The sequence below is a fragment of the Pseudohaliea rubra DSM 19751 genome, assembly GCF_000764025.1.
GTDB classification, from domain to species: Bacteria; Pseudomonadota; Gammaproteobacteria; order Pseudomonadales; family Halieaceae; genus Pseudohaliea; species Pseudohaliea rubra.
Genome location: NZ_KN234762.1, coordinates 1 through 24825, shown reverse-complemented (window position 1 = coordinate 24825; position 24825 = coordinate 1). Strand labels below are relative to the sequence as shown.

Below are 24825 nucleotides of genomic sequence, written 5' to 3'. Positions count from 1 at the left end.
CTAGCCTAGCACCGGATGCTGCTGCCCGCTCCCCCGACTTCCGATCCAGCCGTCCACCCGGCGTTTGAGCCGATGCGCAGCTAAGGTGCCGCCGGCGAGAAGAAAGCGTGGAGCGAGCGAGGCGGGGCAGCGGGTGATGGGCGGCAGACGCAGGAAAAGCGCCGGAGGGGAAGGGTGTTGTGCTGTCGTCTATGCGTAAGCGATTCGAGAGTAAGGGCGTGATTATGTCGCGCAGTGCGACCATGTATGCGACGCAAAAAGCCTCAAATGTGTGACTGGGGCGCAGGATTGTGATGAGGCGCCCAAATCTCTCAAGGCGCAGCCAATCCCCCTTGCACCGGGGAGGCCATGAGACGACCCTTAGGCCGCCGCAAAAGAGGAAAACCCATGGCATCGCGCCGTCACCAGCACTATCAGGCCAGGCTGCCAGCAAGCTTCCGCTGCGCGGGGCTGACGCTGCTCGAGCTGATGATCGCGGTCACGGTGCTTTCGGTGGTGCTGGCGATCACGGTGCCCTCCTTCCGCGACTACAGCGACAAGAAGGCGCTGCAGCGTGGCGCCGAGACCGTCGCCGGCTTTCTCGAGCGCGCCCGCGGCCATGCGCGCGCCGGCCAGGTGCCGGTTGCTGTGGCGGTCGGGGCCCAGTGCCTCGGGGCCCGCGTTGGCAGTGCCCCTTGCGATTGCAGCGACAGCGCTGCCAGTTGCACGCTTACGGAAGCGGGCACGGCGGTACAGGCTCTCCTGGCGCCTGCGGAGCTCGGTACTCTCAGTCTTGAAGCGGCCGGTGACGGCCTGGTTTTTCAGCAGCCGCGGGGCGCGGTCGTTGCCCCGGCGGGTGGTACGCTCGCGTCGAGCATGACCCTGGCCGCGGGTCGCTGGACCCTGCGCGTGGATCTGAGCGGCCTGGGCGCGGTGCAGCTCTGCCTGCCCGCCGATGCGCCGGTGATCGGCGGCTACGGACGCTGCCTGTCATGACTCGGCGCCGTCCCCCTTTCCAGCGCGCCCAGCGCGGTCTCACGCTCGTCGAGCTCCTGGTCGGTCTTGGCGTCAGCATGGTTGTGCTCGCCGGCGTGCTCTCGATCATGGTGCGCATCGGTGTCGAGGGGGGGCAGACCCTGCAGACCGCGCGCCTCGGCAACGAGCTGCGGGAAGTGCTGGATTTCACCGCACGGGATCTGCAGCGCGCAGGCTACGTCGCCTGGGACCAGCGCTGCGGTCTCGGCGCCGGTGGCAGTGCATCGCTGGCGGTGGATGAGTTCTATAAGTGTGCCGTGCCGGCTATGGACGAGTTCGGCCAGGTTGAGCTCTTTGCCTATGATCCCCGGGATGCCACGGCGAGCCCCGTGGCCTGCAGCAGCGGCTGCAGCTGCATCCTCTATCGTTACGACCTGAACGGCGATGGCCTGTTCGGCAGCGGTAATTTCGAGGCCTTCGGGTTGCGCCGCAATGGCGAACGCCTGGAGCTGCGCGCAGAGGGCAGTGGCCACGCCTGCGACAGCGGCACCTGGGTGCCCGTGCACGGGGCCGACCTGGCCATCACCAATCTGTCTTTCGATCTTGCCTACGCCACGGCGCCGGGCGCTGGCAGCTATGCCGGGGCCTTCGCCCTGGCCAGCAGCGCCGGCGACTGGAGCCCGGGGAGCACCGCGAACAGCTGCAACCCGACGCCGACGGATACGGCAAACCCGATTCCCGCGACCACTGGCGACCAGGTGTGCCTCTGGCGCCGCAGCGTCGCTATCTCCCTCGCCGCCCGCCTTCCCGGTGATGAGGCGGTGACCGCTGCGCTCACAACCCGCGTGCGCCTTGCCAATGATTTCTTCGACGGTATCGACAATGACAGCTGATCGCATTCCTCACCGCGGAGCGCGTCGTCAGGGCGGGGCTGCCGTACTGACCATGACGCTTATCCTGCTGGGTCTGGCCACCTTTGGGGCCCTGGCCGTGGCCAGCGGCACGCTTTCCAGTCATCGCGGTGCCGGCACAGACCAGCGCGGGAAAGAGGTGTATGCAGTCGCCACCGGGGGTCTCAACCATGCGCTGGCCTGGTTCGAGGAGCATGCGGGCAGCCTTGCCTTCAGTGATGATGACGCGGGAGGGGTGTGGCGCAGTGCCGGTGCCGGTACTACGAGCCCGGTGACGGCGACGGCTTACGTTGACAAAAGCCTGGGTACAGACGCGTATGACCTCGCCATCGAGTACGAGCTGCTGTCGACGCTCAGCGCTACCGATCCGTCCGACCCTCTTCTGGTACGCGCCCGTGCCACGGGCCGCGCCGAAGGTGACAGCCACGTACAGCGGACCGTGAGCGTCGATCTGCTGTTGACGAGGAAAAGCGTGTTTTCACCCCTGTTTGCCGCTGCTATTGATAGCTTCTCCGCGCCTGCCGTGCTGGTTGAGGATGGCCTCAGTGGCATTACCGGCACCCCCGAAGCCTACCCGCTGGTGGACGACGGCATTGCCATCGGGATCACCCGCGGCGGTACCGCCGACGTGGCCACGGGCAACCTGTCCCTCGAAGACGGCGGCAAGGTCGGTGCGCTCAGCGGTACCCCGAGCCTCAGCGAGGCTGTCTTTGGCCTGTCGCCGAGCGGCTATGACGGCGACGGCAACCCTGTGGGTGCCAACGCCGCGGAGCAGATGCTGCGCGCCCTGGCCGAGCGCCATCCTGACGCGGTGAAGGTTGTGGACAGCAGCGCCAACTGGCACCAATCGCTCGGTAGCGCCGATGAGCCGGTCATTGTCTTTTTCACCGAGGAGGCCGGCTGTCCGAAGATCAACGGCAACACCACCATTCACGGCCTCGTTTACTTCGAGACGCGGGATTGCCAGGCGAACGGCTGGGGCAAGGCAACGATCTACGGTTCGGTTGCCTTCGCCGGTGCACCGACGAAACTGAGCGCAAATACCGAGTTTCATGCACGGCAGCTGGACTTCAGCTACCTCGCTGAGGCTGAGGGTGGCGGTAACCGCTTCGCTTTAGGGCTCGCCAAGGCGGAACTGGTGCGCATCCCCGGCAGCTGGAGGGACTTCTGATGGTGCGTAGGTTGGCGAAGCGTAGCCCCGGGCATCGTGCGCAGGCAGGCCTGACCCTGGTTGAAGCCCTGATCGCTTTTGCGGTCCTCGCCATCGGTCTTTTGTCGCTGGTGGGCTTTCACGGCGCCAGCCAGCGAGAGCTTGCCCTGGCCCGTGCCCGCGCCGAGGCCTCGGCCCTCGCTGAGCAGAAGCTGCACGAGCTGCAGTCCTTTGTCGATGTCGGTGATATTCCCCTGAACGACCCCGGTACCGATGCGGTTGCGGGGGTCACTGCCTTCACCCGGCGCTGGGAGATCGAGCGTCCGGCCGACGGCGCTTTCGGCGACGCGCCGGCCTCGGTGCTGCTGGCGGAAGTCACCGTCGACTGGACCGACTCCCTGGGCCAGGAGCAATCCGTTGTGGTGGCATCGGAGCTGCTGGAGACGAGCCCGACCCAGGATGCCGAGCGCCTGCTCGCCGCCCTCGGGGCCACCGGCGCGGCCTGGAGTACGGCGAGCTGGGAGGTCGATGAGGAGTCCGAGGACGATTGCTCCGGAGATGACAGCAGCTGCGCAAGTAGCAGTGAGAGCGACAGCGACAGCGAATCCGGTGACGATTGCTCCGAGGAGGACTGCGACATCGACGGGTACCGCAATGGGACCCGCTACACGGTGTCCGGCAACCTCGACGGCGACCGGAGCGAGGTTGATGGTATCGAAGGCGATGGCATCAGCTGTAGTTTTTCGGGCGGCAGGCGCAGCTACAGCTGCGAGACATCTCCGGTGGCCGCGGGGGGCACCTGGTCGGGGGAGTTGGCCTTTGATCTGCGCGGCGGCAGGCGCCTTTGCAATGATGAGTTCGGCGTCGTGATCCGCGACCGGGATACCCTGGTAATCGATGGGATCTCAGAGGACGCTACCGTCGATCTCTCCGTGAGTCGGTCCTGTCCGCGCAAACTGATCATCGAGGGATCCTTGACCGGCGAGGTTGGGCGAGTACGGACCGATCGTCCTATTCGGGTGAGGGAGCAGGACCCAGGCTCCGCCAACATGAACTGCGAGTTTGTGGGATCAAGTGGTTTCCGCTGTGAGTCCAATGCGTTCAGCAGCAACCAAAAATGGGAGGGTCTGCTTGTATTCGCGGTGAAGGGCGGCCGGAGGCTTTGCCCGAATGGCGGTTCTCTCGATTACGAGATGTATGATCGCCGTTTTATCGAGGTCGGTGACGTCGGCAGTAGTGGCACTATCCAGCTCCGGGTGGCGCGGCGTTGCGGCGACGATGATTGATCGCCGGCCGCGCGGGTCTGGCGCTGCCCAGCGCGCCGTAGCGGGCTTTTCCCTCATGGAACTCATGATCGCCCTGGTCGTCGCCGGCATTCTGCTCACCATCGCCCTGCCGTCCTTCCAGCAGGCGCAGCGCAAGGGCCGGCGGGCCGATGCGGTGGATGGGTTGCTCTCGATCCAGCTCGCCCAGGAGCGCTGGCGTGCCAGCCACGCGAACTTCAGTACGGACCCGGCCGAGCTCGACATCGGCGGAAGCCCCTCCGGTGATAACTGCCGGCTGACCCCGCAAGCTTACTATGAGCTGTGCCTCGGCGAGGACCCGGGCGGTGCCTCGCTCGCCGTGGCTTACGAGGTTGTCGCCACCGCCCGCGGTGCCCAGGTGGGCGATACGGCCTGTGCCACGCTCCGGCTCCGGGTCACGCCCACGGCGCCCCGCGGCCTGCGCTTGCCCGCTGAGTGCTGGCCCTGAACACGGCGCTGCCCGGGGTCTTCCTCCGGCGCTGCTGAAGTCGCCCCGGGGCTCGCTGCTCCGCACGCCTCTCGACTACAATGATCGCCCTCGCGGGCCGGCGCGCCCTCGCCCGTTCACCCTTGAAGGAGCGCAGATGGACCCGCTGACCCAGGGCTTCGCCGGTGCGGCCCTGCCGCAGGCCGCCGTACGGCGCACCGGGGCGGCAACCGCCGGGCTCCTGGGCTTCCTGGCCGGTATGGCGCCGGATCTCGATGTGCTCATCCGCTCCAGCGAAGACCCGCTTCTGTTTCTCGAGTATCACCGGCAGTTCACCCATTCGCTGGTGATCATCCCCTTCGGCGGGGCGCTTTGCGCGCTGCTCCTGCACCCGCTCCTTGGCCGACGCCGGGGCCTTACGCCACTCACCACCTGGCTCTGCTGCACCCTCGGCTACGCGACCCATGCGCTCCTCGACGCCTGCACGACCTACGGCACCCAGCTTTTCTGGCCCTTCTCCGATGTGCGCGTCGCCTGGAATGTGGTCTCTATCATCGACCCGCTTTTTTCCCTGCCACTGGCGCTGGCGGTGGGCCTTGCCGCCCGGACCGGGCGGCGGGGCTTCGCGGTCGCCGGCCTCTGCTGGGCGCTCGCCTACCTGGGCCTCGGGGTGCTGCAGCGGGAGCAGGCCCGCGCCCTGGGGGAGGCGCTGGCGCGGGAGCGCGGCCATGCGCCGGTCGAGGTGGTGGCCAAGCCCGGCTTTGCCAACATTCTCGTCTGGAAGACGGTCTATCGCGCCGAGGGACGTTTCTTCGTCGACGCCATGCGCACCGGCTGGGCGCCCCTGCAGTGCCCCGGTGAGTCCCTTGCGGTCCTCGACCGTGCCCGGGACCTGCCCTGGCTCGACCCGGCCTCGCAGCAGGCCCGGGATGTGGAGCGCTTCCGCTGGTTCAGCGCCGGTTATGTGGCCCTGGCCGCGCCGGGCTCGGACCGGGTCATCGACATCCGCTATTCGCTGGTGCCCAACGAGATCGACGCGCTCTGGAGCCTGCAGCTCAACCGGGCGGCGGAACCGGCAGCCCATGGCGCCTACAGGGTACACCGGGGCGATAGCCAGGCAGCGCTGCCGCGGCTCTGGCATCTGCTGTGGGCGGCAGACTGTTGAACGCCCGCCGGCCTCCTTGCTTTATACTCGACTTTCTTTTGAACTGACCGACCCCTTCTGGAACCGAATCGCCATGGACGACGACAAGAGCCGCCAGGCTGCCCGCGAGGCAGCGCTGCGTTACCACCGCTATCCAAAGCCCGGGAAGCTTGAGATCCGGGCCACCAAGCCGCTGGCCAACGGCCAGGACCTGGCCCGCGCCTATTCTCCCGGCGTTGCCGAGGCCTGTCTGGAGATCCGCGCCGATCCGAGCCACGCGGCCGATTACACCGCCCGCGGTAACCTCGTGGCCGTGGTGACCAATGGCAGCGCCGTGCTCGGCCTCGGCAACATCGGTGCCCTGGCGTCGAAGCCGGTCATGGAGGGCAAGGCGGTGCTGTTCAAGAAGTTCGCCAATATCGACTGCTTCGATATTGAGTTGAACGAGGCCGATCCGGAGCGTCTTGCCGACATCATCTGCGCCATGGAGCCCTCTTTCGGTGCCGTGAACCTCGAGGACATCAAGGCGCCGGACTGTTTCGTGGTTGAAAAGATCTGCCGCGAGCGCATGAACATCCCGGTCTTCCACGACGATCAGCACGGGACCGCCATCGTGGTCGGTGCCGCTGCCACCAACGCGCTGCGTATCGCCGGCAAGCGCTTCGAGGACATCAAGGTGGTCTCCACCGGCGGTGGCGCTGCGGGCATTGCCTGCCTGAACATGCTCCTGAAGCTCGGCGTGCGCCGGGAGAACATCTGGCTGGTGGATCTGCACGGCGTGGTGCACGAAGGCCGCAGCGAAGACATGAATCCGCAGAAGGCTGCCTTTGCCCAGCCGACAGCGGCGCGCACGCTCCTCGAGGTGATCGAGGGCGCCGACCTGTTCCTGGGTCTGTCCGGCCCCGGCGTGCTGACCGGGGACGTGGTCGCGCGCATGGCCGAACGGCCGATTATCTTTGCCCTGGCCAACCCGGTCCCCGAGATCATGCCCGACGAGGTGCGCGCGGTGGCGCCGGACGCCATTATCGCCACCGGTCGCTCGGATTACCCGAACCAGGTCAACAACGTGCTCTGCTTCCCGTTTATCTTCCGCGGCGCCCTTGATGTGGGCGCCACGGAAATAAACGACGCCATGCAGCTTGCCTGCATCGACGGTATTGCGGCCATGGCGCGGGCGACCACCAGCGCCGAGGCCGCCGCCGCCTACCAGGGGGAGCAGCTGGTTTTTGGGGCGGACTATCTCATCCCCAAGCCCTTTGATCCGCGGCTCATGGGCGTCGTCGCCACCGCCGTGGCCCGCGCAGCCATGGAGTCCGGCGTCGCGACGCGCCCCCTGGATGACTTCGAAAGCTACAAGACCCGTCTCGACAGCTCCGTATTCCGCTCCGCAATGCTTATGCGCCCCGTGTTTTCCGCGGCGGCCCAGTCGCAACGGCGTATCGTCTTCGCGGAAGGGGAGGACGAGCGGGTGCTGCGCGCGGCCCAGTCCATCACCGAGGAGATGACCGACCGACCGATTCTTATCGGCCGTCCGGAAGTGATCCTTAGCGGCTGCGAGCGCGCCGGGCTGACCATGCGTCCCGGCGAAGATTTTGATATTGTCGATCCGGCGAAGGACAAGCGTTACCGCACCTACTGGGAGACCTACCTGTCCCTCATGGCGCGTCGGGGTGTGACGCCGGACCTGGCGAAGGTGATCATGCGCACAAACACTTCAGCCATTGCCGCGATCATGGTGCACCTCGATCATGCGGACTGCATGATCTGCGGGACCTTCGGCCAGTATCTCTGGCATCTCAACTACATCCGCCAGGTGCTTGCCCGCGACGGCCGCCACGCGGTCGGCGCACTGTCGCTGATGATCATGGAAGATGAGCCCCTGTTTATCGCTGACACCCATGTGCACCCGGAACCGACGCCGGAGGAGATCTGCGAAACGGTGATCGCCGCCGCGCGGCACGTGCGCCGCTTCGGCCTCAAGCCGAATGTCGCCCTCTGTTCCCACTCGCAGTTCGGCAACCTCGACATCGATACCGGTCGACGCATGCGTGCCGCCATGGAGCTCCTGGCGCTGCGCGAGCCGGACTTCGACTACGAGGGGGAGATGCACACCGATGCGGCCCTGGACCCGGAGCTGCGCAGCCGGATTTTCCCGCACTCGCGGCTGAAGGGGCCTGCCAATGTGCTCGTTTTTGCCAACGGCGATGCGGCATCCGGGGTGCGCAATATCCTCAAGATGCGCGCCGGTGCGCTGGAGGTGGGGCCCATCCTCATGGGCATGGACAACACGGCACATATCGTTACGCCGTCCATTACCGCCCGGGGGCTGCTGAATATCTCCGCCCTCGCCGGGACGGACGTGTCCCACTACGCGTGAGTTGAAGTGGGAACGGGAAGCCTGCGGTGAGCGGAGCGACAGCGGCCATCGAGGAACTCGGGGACGCCCTGGGCCGCGCCCGCGCGGTGCTCTTCGTGACCGGCGCCGGTGTCTCCCTGGCGTCGGGTATCGATACCTTCCGCGGTCCGGAGCCGGGCGCCGTTTGGAAAAACGACATCATGGAGAAGGCCACGCTCGGCCATTTCCGCCGCGATCCGGCGGATGCCTGGGCCTGGTACCTGGCCCGCTTCGAGCGGGTAACCGGGGCCGAGCCCAACCCGGCGCATCATGCCCTCGTCGCCCTGGAGGATGCGCTGGAGGCCCGCGGCGCGAGCAGCCTGCTGGTCACGCAGAACATCGATGGCCTGCACCACCGCGCCGGCTCCCGCGCCCTGGTGGAGATTCACGGCAAGGCGCGCAAGGTGCGTTGTGCGTCGCCGCGCTGCCCCGAGGGGGCCTTCGGCACCCTGGACTTCGAGGCGCCCGCCTTCGAGGCCTTCCGCGGTGCCGGCTCCCCTGAGCAGCTGCCGCGCTGTCCGCACTGCGGCGACGGCCTGCTGCGCCCCCACGTGCTCTGGTTTGACGAGCACTACCAGAGCCACCCGGACTATGGCTTCGAGCGCGTGCTGGCCTATCTCCCCACCGCCGACCTCGTGCTCTTCGTGGGGACGTCCTTTTCCGTCGGCATTACCGACTGGATCGTCGAGGACTCGCGCGCAGCGGGGCGGGGCTGCTGGTCCATCGACCCGTCCGGGGAGGCACCCGCAGGGGTCCGGTCGATCTCCGGGCATGCCGAAGAGCTGTTGCCTGCGCTCGCGCAGGGACCGGAATAAAATCGCCCGGCGGCGAGGAGGGCGGCTTGAAAAAGCGCAGTGGTCGGAAAGCAGGTGTCCCTCGCCCTGCACGGGTCCCGCTGCGGAGATGGTACCGGAGACCGGACTCGAACCGGTAAGCCTTTGCGGGCGGGGGATTTTGAATCCCCTGTGTCTACCAATTCCACCACTCCGGCGCGGACGGGGAAGGCGCGGGATTATAGCAACGGAGCGCGCGGGCGCAACGAACGTTGTTTGATCTCCTGCTCGCAGGATCTTCCCGTGCAGGTGCTTAACCTGACGGGCCTTTCCCGGTATGCTCCGCATCCCATCCGAGTAACGCCCCCCGGGGCCACGAACGCGAAAGGAAAACGCCATGGGCATGAAGCTGATCAAGAAGACCGCCGAGTACCGCATCTACCAGCGCCGCGACGAGCGCTACGCCGTTGAGAGTGCCCATGGCAAGCCGGTGAACGGCGACGAGAAGGTCGCCATTCTGCTGGCCGAGGGCCTGGTGACGGCACCGGCCGTGAAGCAGCCCGAGCCGGAGGCCGCCGCGGAAGAAGCTGCGGCTGACGAGGGCGCTGAGGCGGCCGAGGAAGCGCCCGCCGAAGACAGCGCTGAGTAAGCGGTGTTCCGGGGCCTGCGGGCCCCGCTCCATGCAGCGCTCCGACTTCACTTACGACCTGCCGGAGGAACTCATCGCGCAGAGGCCGCTTGCGGATCGCGCGGCGAGTCGCCTCCTGTGCCTTGATGGCGCCCGCGGCGTCATCGCGCACCGGCAGTTCCGTGACCTGCCCTCGCTGCTTTCGCCCGATGACCTGCTGGTGTTCAACAACACCCGCGTGCTGCCGGCCCGCCTCTGGGGCCGGAAAGGCACCGGCGGTCGCGTGGAGGTGCTGGTGGAGCGCCTGCGCGGTGACGACGAGGCCCTGGTGCACCTGCGCGCGAGCAAGCCCTCGGCACCGGGTACCGTCATTTACCTCGCCGCGGACCCGGACGCAGAACCGGGCGACGAGTGCCTCGAGGTACTCGGCCGTGAGGACGACCTTTACCGCGTTGCGGCGCCCGGCAAGCCGGTGACCCGCCTCCTTGCCGAGCTGGGCCACATGCCCCTGCCGCCCTATATCGAGCGCGCCGACGACGCTGCCGACCGCGAGCGCTACCAGACGGTGTATGCGAGCCGTGACGGCTCTGTGGCGGCGCCGACGGCGGGCCTGCATTTTGATGACGCGCTGTTTTCGGCCCTCGCCGGGCGCGGCATCGCGCGCACGGAAGTGACGCTTCATGTGGGCGCCGGCACCTTCCAGCCGGTGCGCGCCGACGCGATCGAAGACCACGTGATGCACGCGGAGTACCTCGAGGTGGGGGAGGCCGCCTGTGCCGCCATCGCTGCCGCCCGCGCCCGCGGGGGCCGCGTGGTGGCGGTGGGGACGACGGCGGTGCGCAGCCTCGAGACGGCCGCGGCCGACGGTGGGCTTGCCCCCTACCGTGGCGACACCCGCCTGTTCATCTACCCGGGCTACCGCTTCCGCTGCGTCGACGCCATGGTCACCAACTTTCACCTGCCCGAGTCGACGCTGCTCATGCTCGTCAGCGCCTTTGCCGGCCGCGAGGCGGTGCTCGCCGCCTACGAGGCCGCTGTGGCGGAGCGCTACCGCTTCTTCAGCTATGGCGATGCCATGTTCCTGACGCCCTGCGCGGGCGCCCGGGAGCCCGCGTGAGAGAGGCCTGCCACCTGCGCTTCGAGCGCCTGGGGTCCGATGGCGCGGCGCGTCGCGGGCGGCTGCACTTTCCCCGTGGCACCGTGGAAACACCGGCCTTCATGCCTGTGGGCACTTACGGCACGGTGAAGGGCATGCTACCGCGGGACGTCGCTGCGACCGGCGCCGAAATCATCCTCGGTAATACCTTTCATCTCTGGCTGCGCCCGGGCACGGAGATCATCGCGGCCCACGGCGACCTGCACGACTTCATGGGCTGGGAAGGACCGATCCTTACGGACTCCGGTGGCTTCCAGGTGTTCAGCCTCGGCGCCATGCGCAAGATCACCGAGGCCGGGGTGTCTTTCCGCTCGCCCGTCAATGGCGACAAGGTCTTTCTCGACCCGGAGACGTCGATGGCGGTGCAGCGGGCCCTCGGCAGCGACGTGGTGATGATCTTCGACGACTGCACGCCGTACCCGGCGGCCCGCGATGAGGCCGCCGCGTCCATGCAGCTGTCCCTGCGCTGGGCGAAGCGCAGCCGCGACGCCCACGGCGACAGCCCGGCGGCGCTCTTCGGCATCGTCCAGGGCGGTATGTACCCGGACCTGCGCCGCGAGTCCCTCGCCGGCCTCGAGGCCATCGGCTTCGACGGCTATGCCATCGGCGGCCTGTCTGTCGGTGAACCGAAGGACGAGATGCTGGCAGTCCTTTCCGATCTCGCTCCGGCACTGCCTGCCGAGACGCCGCGCTATCTCATGGGCGTGGGCACGCCGGGGGATCTAATCGAAGGGGTGCGCCGCGGCATCGACATGTTCGACTGCGTCATGCCCACCCGCAACGCGCGCAACGGCAACCTGTTCACCTCCGTGGGCCAGGTGAAGCTCCGCAACGCGCGCCACCGGGCCGACACGGGGCCGCTGGACCCGAACTGCGACTGCTACACCTGCGCCAACTTCTCCCGCGCCTACCTGCACCACCTGGAGCGCTGCAACGAGCTTCTCGGCTCGCAGCTCAATACCCTGCACAACATCCATTACTACCAGCGCCACATGCAGGGCATCCGCGCCGCCATCGAGCGCGGTGAACTGGATGCCTTCGCCCACGCGTACTACGCAGCGCAGGAGGAGTGACCGTGTACAAGCTCTGTTTCTATGTGCCCGCCACCCATCTCGAGGTTGTGAAGGAAGCGGTCTTCGCCACCGGCGCCGGGCGCATCGGCGACTACGACAGCTGCTGCTGGCAGGTGGCCGGCCAGGGCCAGTTCCGGCCCCTGGCGGGGAGCCAGCCCTTCATCGGCAGCCACGGGGCCATCGAGCAGGTGGAGGAATACCGCGTGGAGCTGGTGTGTGCCGACCAGGTGGTGCGCGCGGCGGTGGCCGCGCTGTACGAGGCGCACCCCTATGAAGAGCCGGCCTGGGACCTGGTGGCCCTGGCCAATGACGATCTCGACGTGCTCTGACCGGCGCGCGTTGAAAGGCAAGGAGTAAGTCCATGCAGTATCGCCTCGGTGACAGCAGCCCCCGGCTCCTCGGTGACGGCCACTACATCGCCCCCAACGCCGCCGTGATCGGTCGCGTGACCCTTCACGCCAACGCCAGCGTCTGGTTTTCCTGCGTGCTGCGCGGTGACGTTGAGGCTATCGAGATCGGTGAGGGCAGCAACATCCAGGACGGGACGGTGATTCACGCGGACCCGGGCTTTCCCGTGCAGGTGGGGGCGAAGGTGACCGTTGGCCATAACGCCATGCTGCACGGCTGCCACATCGGCGACGGCAGCCTTATTGGCATCGGCGCCGTGGTGTTGAACGGAGCCCGCATCGGCCGAAGCTGCCTCGTGGGCGCTGGTGCGCTGGTCACGGAGGGCATGGATATCCCCGACGGCTGCCTGGTCCTCGGCTCGCCGGCCAAGGTGAAGAGAACGCTGTCCCCTGAGCAGCAGCTGGCCCTCGCCCACAACGCCGACCATTACGTCGGTAACGCAAAACACTTTTTGGAAGACCTGGAGGCCCTGCTATGAGTGACCTGGGAGAGCCCGCATCCCCCTGCATCTCGGTCTGTGCGCTGGATGCCAACGATATCTGTATGGGCTGCTATCGCAGCGCTCAGGAGATCACCGATTGGTGGATGGCGAGCGCGAAGGAAAAGCAGGACATCCTCGCCCGCTGCGAGGAGCGGCGTCAGGCCGACAGTCCGATCCGCCTCCTCTAGCGGGCCCTTACGGCAGGCGCACCCCTGCAGGAGGCGCGTTGTCGCGCCGGGTGTCGCCGGAGGCGGTCGCGGCGAGGACGCCGCGCTCACAGCAGCGGGCAGGCCCTTCGCGGGGTGGTCCTCGCTAGGCTGTCTCTGGCCGGGCGCGCACCGTGCGTACAATGTTGCCGCCGAGCTCGAGGATCTCCAGCCGGTAGCGGGCCACCGTGAGGCCCACGGCGCCCTCGGGGAAGGATTCCAGGTACTCCAGCACCAGCCCGCTCAGGGTCTTCGGGCCGTCCGTGGGCAGTTCCCAGTCCAGCGCCCGATTGATGTCACGGACGCTGGTGGTGCCGGTGATCAGGTAGCTGCCGTCGCGCTGCGGGAAGATTTCGTCATCGGTATCGGAGAGGTTGGAGGTGAACTCGCCGACGATTTCCTCGAGGATATCAGCCAGGGCTACGAGGCCCACCACGTCCCCGTATTCGTCTACCACGATGCCCAGGCGGCGCTTCTGCTTCTGGAAGTTGAGCAGCTGCGTGTGCAGTGGCGTGCTTTCGGGGATGAAGTAGGGCTTGTCCATCTCGCGCTCGAGCGCTGCGCGGTCGAGGCGCCCGTCCGAGAGCACACGGCCGGCGTTGCGCAGGTGCAGCACGCCGGTGACGCTGTTGATGTCATCGCGCCACACGGGCAGGAGCGTGTGCGTGCTGTTCTGGATGGCCGCCAGGATGCTGTCGTCGTCATCATCGAGGTCGATGCCATAGACCTCCGTGCGCGGCACCATGATGTCGTCCACGGTGATCGCCTCGAGATCCAGGATATTCACCAGCATGCCCCGGTGGCGCTGGGGTATCAGGGCGCCGGCCTCGGTGACGATGGTGCGCAGCTCCTCGGTGGAAACATGCTCGTCGCCGCCCCGGCTCGGGTCCACGCCGAGGAGGCGCAGCAGCCCGTTGGTCACCGTGTTCACGGTCAGCACTAGCGGGTAGAGCACCTTGAGCAGCGGCAGCAGGATGACGCTGGCGGGAAAGGCTACGCGCTCCGGGTGCAGCGCGGCGATGGTCTTGGGGGTGATCTCGGCAAAAATGAGGATCACCAGCGTCAGCAGGAACGTGGCAATCACGATGCCCGCGTCGCCGTAGAGGCGGATGGCGATGACCGTGGCAATGGCCGAAGCGGCGATGTTCACCAGATTGTTACCGATGAGGATCAGGCCGATAAGCCGGTCCGGGCGGTCGAGGAGTTCGCTGGCGCGCCGGGCGCCGCGATGATTCTGGCTGCGCAGGTGTTTCAGGCGATAGCGGTTCAGGGTCATCATGCCCGTCTCCGAGCCGGAGAAAAAACCGGAGAGGAGGATAAGGGCAGCGAGAACGGAGAAGAGGAGACCCAGCGGTGCCTCGTTCAAGGGTGGTGTTGACTCCGGATTACCATCGAAAAAGTATCTTGAAGAAAAATGCCGGGGGCAGCAACCCGGCCTGCGGACCTACTCGACGCCCAGGATCAGTTCGAGCACGAGCTTCGAGCCGAAGAAAGCGAGAATCAGGAACAGGAAGCCGGCCAGCGTGAAGCGCACGGCTGTCTGCGCGCGCCAGCCGAGCTGATAGCGGCCCCAGAGCAGCACCGAGAATACCACCCAGGCGACCATGGAGAGCACCGTCTTGTGTACCAGGTGCTGTGCGAACATGTTCTCCATGAAGATCATGCCGCTGCCGATAGCCACTGTGAGGGCGATCACGCCGATCCAGATCAGCTCGAAGAGCATGCTCTCCATCAACTGCAGCGGCGGCAGGGAGCGGGCGATACCGTGCATGTTGCGCTGGCGCAGCTGCCGGTCCTGCACGGCCACCAGCGCCGCCTGGGCGGCGGCCAGCGTCAGAATCGAGTAGGCGAGGATCGAGCTGCCGATATGCAGCAGGATGCCGGGCGAGAGGCTGCTGCGCGCATGGGCTGTTTCCGGTCCCAGGGTCGCTACCACCATGGCCAGGGCGGAAAGGGGAAAAAGGCCGATAAGCAGGTTCTGCAGAGGGCGCTTGAGGAGCGCGGCCACGCAGGCGATGTTTACCGCCAGAAAAGACAGGGACAGGGCCCGGTAAAAGCCAACGGCCATGCCCTGTCCGCTGTTCAGTGCGTCCCAGGTTACCAGGGCGTGGCCGATGAGTGCTGCCACGGCCATACCCATCACCGGCTTCGACAGACGCTGCCGTCGCTGGGCCATGTGGGTCAGCTGCAGGCCGGCCGCCGCCAGATAGAGGAGGGCGGCGACAACGGCGATAAAGGCGATGGGCATCAAGGTTGGGACGGCAACCGGGGTCACGTATACTCGCGCCTTTGTACCGATTTGTCCCGGTACAATCAATAGACATTATCAGCAGCCAGTAGCGCCCATCGACTGCGCCGGCGCGGCGCCCATGGATTTACAGCATGTTCGAGAGCCTTTCAGACCGCCTCACCCAGAGCCTCCGCAGCATTACCGGCAAGGCCCGGCTGACGGAGGACAACATCCAGGGCACGCTCCGGGAGGTGCGCATGGCGCTCCTCGAGGCCGATGTTGCTCTGCCGGTGGTCAAGCAGTTCGTGGAATCCGTCAAGGCGCGAGCCCTGGGTCAGGAGGTCATGGCGAGCCTGAGCCCGGGCCAGGCTTTCCTCAAGATTGTCCAGGCGGAGCTCGAGCAGGTCATGGGGGGCGTCAATGAGGGGCTGGACCTCGCCACCCGGCCGCCGGCGGTGATCCTCCTCGCGGGTCTGCAGGGGGCGGGCAAGACCACCTCCGCCGCCAAGCTCGCGCGGCTGCTCAAGGAGCGCGACCGGAAAAAAGTGATGATGGTGAGTGCGGATGTCTACCGCCCTGCAGCTATCCGCCAGCTCGAAACCCTCGCCGGCGAGGTCGGGGTGGACTTTTTCCCCAGCGACGAGACCCAGAAGCCCGTGGCGATCGCCCGGGCTGCCCTCGAGAAGGCCCGCATCAGCTTTGCCGATGTGCTCATCGTTGACACCGCCGGGCGGCTGGCGGTCGACGAGGCCATGATGGCCGAGATTGCCGAGCTTGAGCGCGAGCTCACGCCGGCGGAGACCCTGTTCGTGGTCGATGCCATGACCGGCCAGGACGCCGCCAACACCGCCAAGGCCTTCGGCGATGCCTTGCCGCTCACCGGTGTGATCCTCACCAAGGTCGATGCCGACACCCGCGGCGGTGCTGCGCTCTCCGTGCGCTCGGTGACGGGCAAGCCGATCAAGTTCCTCGGTGTCGGTGAGAAGACCGCGGCCCTGGATCCTTTCCACCCGGACCGGCTGGCTTCGCGCATCCTGGGCATGGGCGACATTCTGTCACTCATCGAGGAGGCCGAGCAGAAGGTCGACAAGGCCAAGGCCGAGAAGCTCGCGCAGAAGGTCAAGAAGGGCAAGCGCTTTGATCTCGAGGATTTTCGTGACCAGCTCCAGCAGATGAACAACATGGGCGGTATGGCGGCCATGCTCGACAAGATGCCTGGCATGGGCAACATGGCCCAGGCTGCCCAGCAGGCCGTCGACCCGAAGCTCTTTGCGCGCATGGAGGCAATGATCAGCTCCATGACCCCGAAGGAGCGCCGCAACCCGGACCTCATCCAGGGTAGCCGGAAGCGGCGCATTACCCGGGGTTCGGGCACGCAGGTGCAGGATCTGAACCGTCTGCTGAAGCAGCACAAGCAGATGCAGAAAATGATGAAGAAGATGAAGGGCGGCGGCATGCAGAAGATGATGCGCGGCCTCGGTGGCATGATGGGGCCCGGTGGCGGCGGGCCCGGTGGGCCGGGCGGTGGCGGCATGCCGTTCCGCTAGGCGGCCTTCTTCCCGGTGGGAGGTGCGGCCCTGCGCCGAAAGGGTGGGCGGCTGCGCCACGGGCCGTCGCGGCGAGGGCGCCGCTATCACAGCCGCCCTTTTTCGCCCGGGGCGCTGATATTTTCCTAACACCGCGCCAGTGTTGAAAAATCCCGCTGCAGGGGGCTTTTCACGAGCAGGTGATTTCCGTATGATACGCGACCTTTCCGGCAGCGGGCTGGCCCGCGCTGTCGAGTAGCTGTGGGCCCGCCGGCAGGTTTTCCGGTGTTACCGCGACGTTCAAGGGACATACAAGCTGATGGTAACAATTCGACTTTCCAGATCGGGCGCCAAGAAGCGTCCGTTCTACCACGTGACGGTCACCGACCGCCGCAATGCGCGCGACGGCCGCTTCATCGAACGCGTGGGTTTCTATAATCCCGTGGCTCGAGGCCAGGAAGAGCGCCTTCGCATCGATCGCGAACGCATTGCTTACTGGCAGGGCCAGGGCGCGCAGCTTTCCGAGCGTGTGGCCAAGCTGCTTGCGCAGAAGCCGGCTGATGATGCCGCGGCCAGCGCCGCTGCCTGAGGGCCTGCTGACGGTCGGTCGCATTACCGGCTGCTACGGAATCAAGGGTTGGCTGCGGGTGCACCCGTACACCGACCGGGCAGAGAGCCTGCTCGACTTCCCGGCCTGGTGGCTGGGCAGCGCAGAGGAGCCCAGGCCGGTGGTGATTGATGCCGGTCGTCGTCAGGGCAGAGGGCTCGTGGTGCACCTGCGCGGCATCGATGACCGAAACGCCGCGGAGGCGCTGCGGGGGGCTGAGTTCCTCGTGCGCAAAGCCGCCCTGCCGCCCCTTGAGCACGGTGAGTATTACTGGCACCAGCTGGAAGGCCTTGAGGTCTGGTGCCTGGGCGAGGAGGGCGAGCAGCTGCTCGGCCGCGTTGCCTACCTGCTCGAAACCGGGGCCAACGATGTGCTTGTGGTCCGCGGCAGTCCCGGCAGTATCGACGACCGGGAGCGCCTGTTGCCCTATCTGCCGGGCGACGTGGTAAAGCAGATAGATCTGGAAGCGGGGCGCCTGACCGTAGACTGGTACCCGGAGGCCTGAGCGGCCTCGGCGCCGTGGGGAGGGAACGGTGCACATTGCGGTGGTAACCCTGTTTCCGGGGATGTTCGAGGCGGTCACCGGCTACGGTGTGACCGGCCGGGCGGCGACCCAGGGTGGCCTTGTGGTGACGACGGTGGATCCGCGGGACTTCACCGGGGACCGCCACCGCACGGTGGACGACCGGCCTTACGGCGGCGGCCCCGGGATGCTCATGAAGATAGACCCGCTGCGGCAGGCCCTGGGCGCCGCCCGGGAGCAGGCGGGCGCGCCGGCGCGGGTCGTTTACCTGTCCCCGCAGGGGCGGCGTCTGGACCACGGTCGGGTGAAGGCGCTGGCGGCGGAGCCGTCGCTGGTGCTGCTGGCGGGACGCTACGAGGGGGTGGATGAACGCCTCCTCGAGAGTGAGGTGGACGAAGAGCTGTCCATCGGTGATTACGTGCTGAGCGGCGGCGAGCTGCCGGCCATGGTGGTGATCGATGCCGTGGCGCGGCTGTTGCCGGGAACGCTCGGTCATGCGGACTCCGCGGCGGAGGACTCCTTCGCGGCGGGCCTGCTGGATTACCCGCAGTACACGCGGCCCGAGATCTTCGAGGGCCGGCGGGTGCCGGAGCTTCTGCTCAGCGGCGACCACGAACGGGTCCGCCGCTGGCGCCTGAAGCAGGCGCTGGGCCGGACCCGGGAGCGCCGCCCGGACCTGCTCGCAGGGCGGGACCTGGGTCCGGAGGAGGAACAACTGCTGGCGGAGTATTGCCGCGAGCATGGGATAGACAACTGATTTTGACAACTGACAGGGCCGCAAGGTCCGGGAACGATTCAAGGAGTGCCCCATGAGCACCAATTCCATTATCTCCCAGCTCGACGCCGAGCAGATGGACAAGGACCTGCCGGAGTTCAATCCCGGTGATACGGTTGTGGTTCAGGTCAAGGTGAAAGAGGGCAGCCGGGAACGCCTGCAGGCTTTCGAAGGCGTGGTCATCGGCAAGCGCAACCGCGGCCTCAACTCCGCCTTCACGGTGCGCAAGGTCTCCCATGGTATCGGTGTCGAGCGGACCTTCCAGACCTACAGCAGGCTCCTGGACAGCATCGCAGTGAAGCGTCGCGGCGACGTGCGCCAGGCCAAGCTGTACTACCTTCGCGAACGTTCCGGCAGGTCCGCGCGCATCAAGGAAAAGCTGTCCTCCTGAGGACCGGCTTTCGCCCCGCGCGGTGGCGGTTTAAGCTGCCGCGCATGGACACTTACGCGGATACCCATCCCGAAATCGAGCGTTACATCGACGCGCTCTGGATCGAGAAGGGGCTCGCGGATCATACCCTTGACGCCTATCGGCGCGATCTGCGCCAGTTCGATGCTTTCCTCGGCCGTGAACTCCGCGGCAGCCTGCTCGGGGCTAACCGCGAACAGCTGCAGCGCTATCTCGGTGCGCGCCTCGCGGCCGGCCAGTCCCCGCGTTCGACGGCCCGGGTGATGTCCTGCCTGCGCGGCTTCTACCGCTATCAGCTCCGCGAGGGGCGCCTGACGGTCGACCCGACGCTCGACGTGGAGAGCCCGCGCCTCGGCCGGCCGCTGCCCAAGTCGCTCTCCGAGGCCGACGTGGGCAGGCTCCTCGCCGCGCCGGATCTCGATGACCCCCTGGGTTTTCGCGACCGCACGATGCTTGAACTCCTCTACGCCTGTGGCCTGCGTGTGTCAGAGCTCACGGCGCTACAGCTGTCGCAGGTCAGCCTCAATCAGGGGGTGCTGCGGGTTTTTGGCAAGGGCAGCAAGGAGCGGCTGGTGCCCATGGGGGAGCCGGCACTGCGCATGCTGCAGCGCTACCTCGCCGGCCCCCGCGCGGAACTGCTCCGCGGCATGCCCTGCGACGCGGTCTTTCCGAGCCGCCGTGGACGCCAGATGACTCGCCAGACCTTCTGGTATCGTATTAAAATGCATGCGCGCACTGCGGGTATCAGCAAACCGCTCTCGCCGCACACGCTGCGGCACGCCTTCGCAACGCACCTGCTGAACCATGGAGCCGACCTGCGGGTCGTGCAACTGTTGTTGGGCCACAGTGATCTGACCACGACGCAGATCTACACCCATGTGGCCCGCCAGCGTATGCAGGACCTGCATGCTGAGCACCACCCGCGGGGCTGAGCCGCCCTCGGGTTGAACCCGGCGCACGGCCCGCGGTCAACCGGGGGAGGGCGCCGACGTGGCGCCGACGACGATAAGGTACAGTCCATGACAGTTTCCCGATGCATCACTGCTTTTTTCTTCGCCCTGCTCGTGCTCTCGGGCCCCGCTCGCGCAGCTGATGCGGTAACCGGCGACGCCCTGGAAGCGCTCCGGGCTGCCCTGGAGGCGCCCGGGGGCCTGAAGGTCGAGTCCGCCCGGCAGTCCCCGGTGCCGGGCCTGCTGGAGGTCAGGCTCGCCGATGGTCCCATCGTCTACGCCACGCCCGATGGCGACTTTTTTGTCCTAGGCGACCTCTACGCCGTGGGCGCGGCGGGCTACGTGAACCTCGCTGAGCAGCGCCGTAATGGTGAGCGCCGGGAGGCCATCGCCGCGGTCGATGAACAGGACATGATCGTGTTCCCGGCGGAGGGCGATACCCGGGCCAGCATCACCGTATTTACGGACGTCACCTGCTTTTACTGCCAGAAACTGCACAACGAAGTGCCCGAGCTGAACCGTCGCGGCATCGAGGTACGCTACCTCGCATATCCCCGCGCCGGGGTCGGCTCCGAGGGTTTCCGCCTGCTGGCGACGGCCTGGTGTTCCGGGGATCGGCAGCGCACGCTTACGCGCCTCAAGGCGGGGGAGGACGTCGAACCGCTGGTCTGCCCCGGCAACCCCGTAGCCGACGAGTACGCTCTCGGTCAGGATCTCGGTGTGCGCGGCACGCCGGCCATTATCATGCCGGACGGACAGATGGTCCCCGGCTACCGCCCCGTCGACGACCTCGTCGCCGCCCTGGGACTGGACTAGACTCGTGGAAGAACAATTTCAGCGCATCCAGCGCCTGCCCCCGTATGTCTTCTCGATCATCGGCGATCTGAAGCAGCAGGCCCGCGCCCGCGGCGATGACATCATCGACTTCGGCATGGGCAACCCGGACCAGCCCACGCCGGAGCACATCGTGCAGAAGCTGGTGGAGACAGCGCGCCGTGGCGACACCCACCGCTACTCCCAGAGTCGCGGTATCCCGCGGCTGCGCAAGGCGATCTGCGATTGGTACGCGCGCCGCTACGGCGTCACCCTGGATCCGGAGAGCGAAGCCATCGTGACCCTCGGCTCGAAGGAGGGTCTGGCCCACCTCGCCCTGGCGACCACGGGCCCCGGCGATGCGATCCTGGTGCCGAACCCCTCCTACCCGATCCACCCCTACGGCTTTGTGATCTCCGGTGCCGATATCCGTCATGTGCCCATGGCGGACGACGCGACCTTCTTCGAGGAGCTCGAGAGCGCCATCCGCAACAGCTGGCCGCGGCCGAAGATGCTGGTGCTGAACTTCCCCTCCAACCCCACTGCCCACTGCGTCGAGCTCGACTTTTTCGAGAAAGTCATCGCCGTGGCCCGGGAGCATGGCATCTGGGTGGTGCAGGATCTGGCCTACGCCGATCTATGCTTCGATGGCTATCAGGCACCCTCGATCCTCCAGGTGCCGGAGGCGCGGGAGGTTGCGGTGGAGTTCTTCTCCATGTCCAAGAGCTACAACATGCCCGGCTGGCGCGTCGGCTTCTGCTGTGGCAACAAAACGCTCGTGGGCGCTCTGGCGCGTATGAAGTCCTATCTTGATTACGGTATGTTCACCCCCGTGCAGGTGGCCGCCATCGCTGCCCTCGAGGGCGACCAGAGCTGCGTCGACGAGATCCGCGCCATGTACCAGGCGCGCCGTGATGTGCTCTGCGCCGGCCTTAATGCCGCGGGCTGGCCTGTGGAGCCGCCGAAGGCCACCATGTTTGTCTGGGCCCGTATCCCCGAGCCCTACCAGGCCATGGGCTCGCTGGAGTTCAGCAAGAAGCTCCTCGAGGAAGCGAAGGTGGCGGTGTCGCCGGGCGTGGGCTTCGGCGAGTATGGCGAGGGCTATGTGCGCTTCGGCCTGATCGAGAACGAACACCGCACGCGCCAGGCGCTGCGCAATATCAAGCGCATGCTGCGCGCGGAGCAGGGAGTGACACAGTGACGGCTATTCGGATCGGGCTCTGCGGCATTGGCACTGTCGGCGGCGGCGTGCTGGAACTTCTCGGCCGCAACGGAGAGGTGCTCGCCGGTCGCGCCGGTGCACCGCTGGAAATCGTTCACGTGGGCGCGCGTCGCGACCGCGAAGGAGTCGCTACCGGCAGTGCGACCGTAAGCCGGGACGTACTCGCCGTGGCCGCCGACCCGGCCGTTGATATCCTGGTCGAGGCCATCGGCGGGACCGAAGATGCCCACGAGCTGGTGAGCCGTGCCTTGAAGGCAGGCAAGCACGTGGTCACGGCCAATAAGGCACTTATTGCCGAACACGGCAACGAGTTGCTCGCGCTGGCCGAGGCGCAGGGCGTCAGCCTGCGCTTCGAGGCAGCCGTTGCCGGCGGCATCCCGATCATCAAGGCCCTGCGCGAGGGGCTTGCCGCGAACCGGGTGTCCTGGCTCGCCGGTATCATCAATGGCACCGGCAACTTCATCCTCACGGGAATGGCTGAGGAAGAGCGGGAGTTTGCCGACGTGCTGGCGGAGGCTCAGGCGCTGGGTTACGCCGAGGCGGACCCGACCTTTGACGTCGAGGGCATCGACGCCGCCCATAAACTGGTGATCCTCGCCGCGATCGCTTTTAACACCTCTCTGCGCTTCGATGCGGTCTATACCGAGGGCATCAGTGCCCTGACGCCGGAAGATCTGGCCTATGCTGACGAGCTCGGTTACGTGGTGAAGCACCTGGGCGTCGCCCGGGAGACCGGCGATGGCCTCGAGCTGCGCGTGCATCCGACGCTGCTGCCGAAGGAGCTGCTCCTGGCCAAGGTCGCCGGGGTCAAGAATGCCGTCCTCGTGGAGGGCGACGCCGTGGGTCCGACCCTGTATTACGGCGCCGGTGCCGGCGGTGGCGCCACGGCCTCGGCGGTGATGGCGGATGTCATTGACCTGGCCCGGGAGCTGTCCCGGGGGCAGCGCTGCCCGCTGCCGTCCCTGGGGCTGCCCATGGGCGAGCTGCGGGAGCTGCCGATCCTGCCCATGGGCGAGGTGCGCACGGCGTGGTACCTGCGCCTGGAAGCGGCGGACCGGCCCGGGGTCATGTCCCAGGTCTCCCGTATCCTCGGCGACCAGGGCATCAGCATCGAGGCCCTGATCCAGAAAGCGCCGCAGTCGGGGCAGACCCGGGTGCCCGTGGTCGTGGTGACCAATGTCGCCAGCCAGGGCAACCTCGAGCGCGCTGTGCTGGCCATCGAAGCCCTGGAGAGTATTGCCGGGCCGGTGACGCGGATCCGTATCGAGTCTCTGGACGGGTAGGGGGCGCCATGCGTTATCTCAGCACCCGCGGCGCCGCGCCGGCTCTGTCCTTCGAGGACGTGCTGCTCGCCGGTCTGGCCAGTGACGGTGGCCTCTATGTGCCCGAGACACTGCCGCGTTTCTCCCGCGACGAGATCACGGCGCTGCGCGGTCTGTCCTACCCTGCCCTGGCCGAGCGGGTGATCGCGCCCTTCATTGCCGGTGCCGTGCCTGAGGACGACCTGCGTACGATCCTTGAGGACTGCTACGCCGTGTTCCGCCACGGCGCCGTGGCGCCGCTGGTGCAGCTCGGCCCGAACCAGTGGGTCATGGAGCTTTTCCACGGTCCGACGCTGGCCTTCAAGGACTTCGCTCTGCAGCTCCTGGGCCGCCTCCTCGACTATATCCTGGAGCGCCGCGGCGAGAAGGTCGTGATCATGGGCGCCACCTCCGGCGATACGGGCTCGGCGGCCATCGAGGGCTGCCGGCGCTGCGAGAACGTCGATATTTTTATCCTGCACCCGCACGGGCGCGTCTCCGAGGTGCAGCGGCGGCAGATGACCACCGTCCCCGGCGAGGGCATTCACAACCTTGCCGTGGAGGGCAACTTCGACGACTGCCAGGCCATGGTGAAGGCCAGCTTCGGCGCTCAGGGCTTCCTGCCGGACGGCCGGCGCCTGGTGGCGGTAAACTCCATCAACTGGGCGCGGATCATGGCCCAGGTGGTGTACTACTTCCATGCGGCTCTGGCTCTCGGCGGGCCGGACCGCCCGGTGGCTTTCTCCGTGCCGACGGGCAACTTCGGTGACATCTTTGCCGGTTACCTGGCCCGGGGCATGGGTCTGCCGGTGTCGCAGCTGGTGATTGCCACCAACCGCAACGATGTGCTGCACCGGGTGCTTACCAGCGGCCTCTATGACCGCCAGCCGCTGGAAGCCAGCCTGTCCCCGAGCATGGACATCACCGTATCCAGCAATTTCGAGCGTCTCCTCTTCGATCTCTATGGCCGCGATGGTGAGACCGTCGCCGGGCTCATGCGCGCCTTCGACGACGGCCAGGTCCAGCTCTCCCGGAACGCCCTGGCCGATGCGCGTGCACTTTTCAGCAGTCATCGGGTGGACGATGACGGCACCTGCGCCGAGATCGCCGGCACCTGGGCTGCCAGCGAATACCTCCTGGACCCGCACACCGCCATCGGGCTCGCTGCCGCCCGGGCCGCAAGCCGGGACCCGGCGGTGCCCATGGTCACCCTGGCCACGGCGCACCCGGCCAAGTTCCCGGATGCCGTGCGCCGCGCCGGTGTCGAGCGGGAACCGGCGCTGCCGGCGCACCTGGCGGATCTCTACGACCGCGAGGAGCGCTATACGGTGCTGCCGAACGATCTTGCCGCCGTGCAGACCTTCATGGCGGACAACCTCCGCGCCTGAGGCGCAGGGCATGCGCGCCGCTGACAAGCAGCTCCGGCGCCGGCCTGTCCCCGCCGCCGAGCCCCTGGCGG

At 67.0% G+C, this 24825-nt stretch carries 26 protein-coding genes and 1 tRNA gene; 24 read left to right on the top strand and 3 right to left on the bottom strand.

Going from position 1 to position 24825, the window contains the following annotated elements; genetic code table 11:
* Positions 1-387 precede the first annotated feature (387 nt).
* The 8 genes from HRUBRA_RS08185 (at position 388) to HRUBRA_RS08150 (ending at position 9100) form a co-directional block, all read left to right on the top strand.
* Complete coding sequence (locus HRUBRA_RS08185; protein ID WP_035516217.1) at positions 388-975, top strand: prepilin-type N-terminal cleavage/methylation domain-containing protein; 588 nt, start codon at positions 388-390, stop codon at positions 973-975.
* A complete protein-coding gene (locus HRUBRA_RS08180) occupies positions 972-1847 on the top strand; it encodes a prepilin-type N-terminal cleavage/methylation domain-containing protein (protein ID WP_035516216.1) in 876 nt (291 codons plus the stop codon). Before HRUBRA_RS08185 ends, HRUBRA_RS08180 begins: the two co-directional genes overlap by 4 nt.
* The gene (locus HRUBRA_RS08175; RefSeq protein WP_144244425.1) at positions 1837-3036 is read left to right on the top strand and encodes a hypothetical protein; all 1200 of its coding nucleotides are present in this window, start codon (positions 1837-1839) and stop codon (positions 3034-3036) included. The genes HRUBRA_RS08180 and HRUBRA_RS08175 overlap by 11 nt, the downstream gene beginning before the upstream one ends.
* Positions 3037-3047: 11 nt before the next feature.
* Entirely contained in the window at positions 3048-4301 is a 1254-nt protein-coding gene (locus HRUBRA_RS08170) for a type IV pilus modification PilV family protein (protein ID WP_035516214.1), read from the top strand.
* Positions 4186-4767 (top strand): type IV pilin protein, encoded by a 582-nt coding sequence (locus HRUBRA_RS08165; protein WP_407681013.1) that lies wholly within the window; start codon positions 4186-4188, stop codon positions 4765-4767. Before HRUBRA_RS08170 ends, HRUBRA_RS08165 begins: the two co-directional genes overlap by 116 nt.
* 136 nt (positions 4768-4903) lie before the next feature.
* A complete protein-coding gene (locus HRUBRA_RS08160; RefSeq protein WP_035516212.1) occupies positions 4904-5911 on the top strand; it encodes a metal-dependent hydrolase in 1008 nt (335 codons plus the stop codon).
* A 73-nt stretch (positions 5912-5984) separates the two neighbouring features.
* The gene (locus tag HRUBRA_RS08155) at positions 5985-8267 is read left to right on the top strand and encodes an NADP-dependent malic enzyme (RefSeq protein ID WP_035516211.1); all 2283 of its coding nucleotides are present in this window, start codon (positions 5985-5987) and stop codon (positions 8265-8267) included.
* 26 nt (positions 8268-8293) lie between these two features.
* Complete coding sequence (locus HRUBRA_RS08150) at positions 8294-9100, top strand: SIR2 family NAD-dependent protein deacylase (RefSeq protein WP_052094538.1); 807 nt, start codon at positions 8294-8296, stop codon at positions 9098-9100.
* 89 nt (positions 9101-9189) lie between these two features.
* On the opposite strand, the gene HRUBRA_RS08145 is transcribed toward HRUBRA_RS08150, so the two are convergent.
* Positions 9190-9276 (bottom strand) — tRNA-Leu (locus tag HRUBRA_RS08145).
* A gap of 179 nt (positions 9277-9455) precedes the next feature.
* On the opposite strand from HRUBRA_RS08145, the gene HRUBRA_RS08140 reads away from it, so the two are divergent.
* The 6 genes from HRUBRA_RS08140 to HRUBRA_RS08115 are packed head-to-tail and all read left to right on the top strand — an operon-like array spanning position 9456 to position 12992.
* Entirely contained in the window at positions 9456-9707 is a 252-nt protein-coding gene (locus HRUBRA_RS08140) for a hypothetical protein (RefSeq protein ID WP_236629818.1), read from the top strand.
* A 31-nt stretch (positions 9708-9738) separates the two neighbouring features.
* Entirely contained in the window at positions 9739-10803 is a 1065-nt protein-coding gene (queA, locus tag HRUBRA_RS08135) for a tRNA preQ1(34) S-adenosylmethionine ribosyltransferase-isomerase QueA (protein WP_035516210.1), read from the top strand.
* Positions 10804-10817: 14 nt separating this feature from the next.
* Complete coding sequence (tgt, locus tag HRUBRA_RS08130) at positions 10818-11915, top strand: tRNA guanosine(34) transglycosylase Tgt (protein ID WP_035516243.1); 1098 nt, start codon at positions 10818-10820, stop codon at positions 11913-11915.
* A gap of 2 nt (positions 11916-11917) precedes the next feature.
* Complete coding sequence (locus tag HRUBRA_RS08125) at positions 11918-12244, top strand: YqfO family protein (protein WP_035516208.1); 327 nt, start codon at positions 11918-11920, stop codon at positions 12242-12244.
* Between the two features lie 32 nt (positions 12245-12276).
* The gene (locus HRUBRA_RS08120; protein WP_035516207.1) at positions 12277-12801 is read left to right on the top strand and encodes a gamma carbonic anhydrase family protein; all 525 of its coding nucleotides are present in this window, start codon (positions 12277-12279) and stop codon (positions 12799-12801) included.
* Entirely contained in the window at positions 12798-12992 is a 195-nt protein-coding gene (locus HRUBRA_RS08115; protein WP_035516206.1) for a DUF1289 domain-containing protein, read from the top strand. Before HRUBRA_RS08120 ends, HRUBRA_RS08115 begins: the two co-directional genes overlap by 4 nt.
* Positions 12993-13116: 124 nt before the next feature.
* Here the strand turns inward: HRUBRA_RS08115 and HRUBRA_RS08110 are convergent, their stop codons facing one another.
* Both HRUBRA_RS08110 and HRUBRA_RS08105 read right to left on the bottom strand, forming a co-directional pair.
* Positions 13117-14376: an HlyC/CorC family transporter gene (locus tag HRUBRA_RS08110; RefSeq protein ID WP_035516205.1), complete on the bottom strand. Its 1260-nt coding sequence runs from the start codon at positions 14374-14376 to the stop codon at positions 13117-13119.
* Positions 14377-14454: 78 nt separating this feature from the next.
* Positions 14455-15285, bottom strand: a complete 831-nt coding sequence (locus tag HRUBRA_RS08105; RefSeq protein ID WP_236629817.1) for a cytochrome C assembly family protein — start codon at positions 15283-15285, stop codon at positions 14455-14457.
* A 107-nt stretch (positions 15286-15392) separates the two neighbouring features.
* Here HRUBRA_RS08105 and ffh point away from each other — a divergent pair, with 107 nt between their 5' ends.
* The 10 genes from ffh (at position 15393) to thrC (ending at position 24754) form a co-directional block, all read left to right on the top strand.
* On the top strand, positions 15393-16787 hold the full coding sequence (ffh, locus tag HRUBRA_RS08100; RefSeq protein WP_035516204.1) for a signal recognition particle protein: 1395 nt from the start codon (positions 15393-15395) through the stop codon (positions 16785-16787).
* A 298-nt stretch (positions 16788-17085) separates the two neighbouring features.
* On the top strand, positions 17086-17355 hold the full coding sequence (gene rpsP, locus HRUBRA_RS08095) for a 30S ribosomal protein S16 (protein WP_035516203.1): 270 nt from the start codon (positions 17086-17088) through the stop codon (positions 17353-17355).
* On the top strand, positions 17327-17878 hold the full coding sequence (gene rimM, locus HRUBRA_RS08090; RefSeq protein ID WP_144244424.1) for a ribosome maturation factor RimM: 552 nt from the start codon (positions 17327-17329) through the stop codon (positions 17876-17878). The genes rpsP and rimM overlap by 29 nt, the downstream gene beginning before the upstream one ends.
* A 28-nt stretch (positions 17879-17906) precedes the next feature.
* Entirely contained in the window at positions 17907-18653 is a 747-nt protein-coding gene (gene trmD, locus HRUBRA_RS08085; protein ID WP_035516201.1) for a tRNA (guanosine(37)-N1)-methyltransferase TrmD, read from the top strand.
* Between the two features lie 52 nt (positions 18654-18705).
* The gene (rplS, locus tag HRUBRA_RS08080; protein ID WP_035516199.1) at positions 18706-19062 is read left to right on the top strand and encodes a 50S ribosomal protein L19; all 357 of its coding nucleotides are present in this window, start codon (positions 18706-18708) and stop codon (positions 19060-19062) included.
* 44 nt (positions 19063-19106) lie between these two features.
* Positions 19107-20012 (top strand): site-specific tyrosine recombinase XerD, encoded by a 906-nt coding sequence (xerD, locus tag HRUBRA_RS08075; RefSeq protein WP_035516198.1) that lies wholly within the window; start codon positions 19107-19109, stop codon positions 20010-20012.
* Positions 20013-20099: 87 nt separating this feature from the next.
* Entirely contained in the window at positions 20100-20846 is a 747-nt protein-coding gene (locus HRUBRA_RS08070) for a DsbC family protein (RefSeq protein WP_035516197.1), read from the top strand.
* A gap of 4 nt (positions 20847-20850) precedes the next feature.
* Entirely contained in the window at positions 20851-22044 is a 1194-nt protein-coding gene (gene alaC / locus HRUBRA_RS08065) for an alanine transaminase (protein WP_035516196.1), read from the top strand.
* Positions 22041-23348, top strand: a complete 1308-nt coding sequence (locus HRUBRA_RS08060) for a homoserine dehydrogenase (protein WP_035516194.1) — start codon at positions 22041-22043, stop codon at positions 23346-23348. Before alaC ends, HRUBRA_RS08060 begins: the two co-directional genes overlap by 4 nt.
* A gap of 8 nt (positions 23349-23356) precedes the next feature.
* Positions 23357-24754, top strand: a complete 1398-nt coding sequence (gene thrC / locus HRUBRA_RS08055) for a threonine synthase (RefSeq protein WP_035516192.1) — start codon at positions 23357-23359, stop codon at positions 24752-24754.
* Positions 24755-24825 lie beyond the last annotated feature (71 nt).

Excerpts from the sequence above, each read along its gene's own strand:
- HRUBRA_RS08185 (WP_035516217.1), top strand. The coding sequence starts at position 388 with ATGGCATCGCGCCGTCACCAGCACTATCAGGCCAGGCTGCCAGCAAGC.
- HRUBRA_RS08180 (WP_035516216.1), top strand. The coding sequence starts at position 972 with ATGACTCGGCGCCGTCCCCCTTTCCAGCGCGCCCAGCGCGGTCTCACG.
- HRUBRA_RS08175 (WP_144244425.1), top strand. The coding sequence starts at position 1,837 with ATGACAGCTGATCGCATTCCTCACCGCGGAGCGCGTCGTCAGGGCGGG.
- HRUBRA_RS08165 (WP_407681013.1), top strand. The coding sequence starts at position 4,186 with ATGGCGGTTCTCTCGATTACGAGATGTATGATCGCCGTTTTATCGAGG.
- HRUBRA_RS08160 (WP_035516212.1), top strand. The coding sequence starts at position 4,904 with ATGGACCCGCTGACCCAGGGCTTCGCCGGTGCGGCCCTGCCGCAGGCC.
- HRUBRA_RS08155 (WP_035516211.1), top strand. The coding sequence starts at position 5,985 with ATGGACGACGACAAGAGCCGCCAGGCTGCCCGCGAGGCAGCGCTGCGT.
- HRUBRA_RS08140 (WP_236629818.1), top strand. The coding sequence starts at position 9,456 with ATGGGCATGAAGCTGATCAAGAAGACCGCCGAGTACCGCATCTACCAG.
- queA (WP_035516210.1), top strand. The coding sequence starts at position 9,739 with ATGCAGCGCTCCGACTTCACTTACGACCTGCCGGAGGAACTCATCGCG.
- HRUBRA_RS08120 (WP_035516207.1), top strand. The coding sequence starts at position 12,277 with ATGCAGTATCGCCTCGGTGACAGCAGCCCCCGGCTCCTCGGTGACGGC.
- HRUBRA_RS08115 (WP_035516206.1), top strand. The coding sequence starts at position 12,798 with ATGAGTGACCTGGGAGAGCCCGCATCCCCCTGCATCTCGGTCTGTGCG.
- ffh (WP_035516204.1), top strand. The coding sequence starts at position 15,393 with ATGTTCGAGAGCCTTTCAGACCGCCTCACCCAGAGCCTCCGCAGCATT.
- rpsP (WP_035516203.1), top strand. The coding sequence starts at position 17,086 with ATGGTAACAATTCGACTTTCCAGATCGGGCGCCAAGAAGCGTCCGTTC.
- rimM (WP_144244424.1), top strand. The coding sequence starts at position 17,327 with ATGATGCCGCGGCCAGCGCCGCTGCCTGAGGGCCTGCTGACGGTCGGT.
- rplS (WP_035516199.1), top strand. The coding sequence starts at position 18,706 with ATGAGCACCAATTCCATTATCTCCCAGCTCGACGCCGAGCAGATGGAC.
- xerD (WP_035516198.1), top strand. The coding sequence starts at position 19,107 with ATGGACACTTACGCGGATACCCATCCCGAAATCGAGCGTTACATCGAC.
- HRUBRA_RS08070 (WP_035516197.1), top strand. The coding sequence starts at position 20,100 with ATGACAGTTTCCCGATGCATCACTGCTTTTTTCTTCGCCCTGCTCGTG.
- thrC (WP_035516192.1), top strand. The coding sequence starts at position 23,357 with ATGCGTTATCTCAGCACCCGCGGCGCCGCGCCGGCTCTGTCCTTCGAG.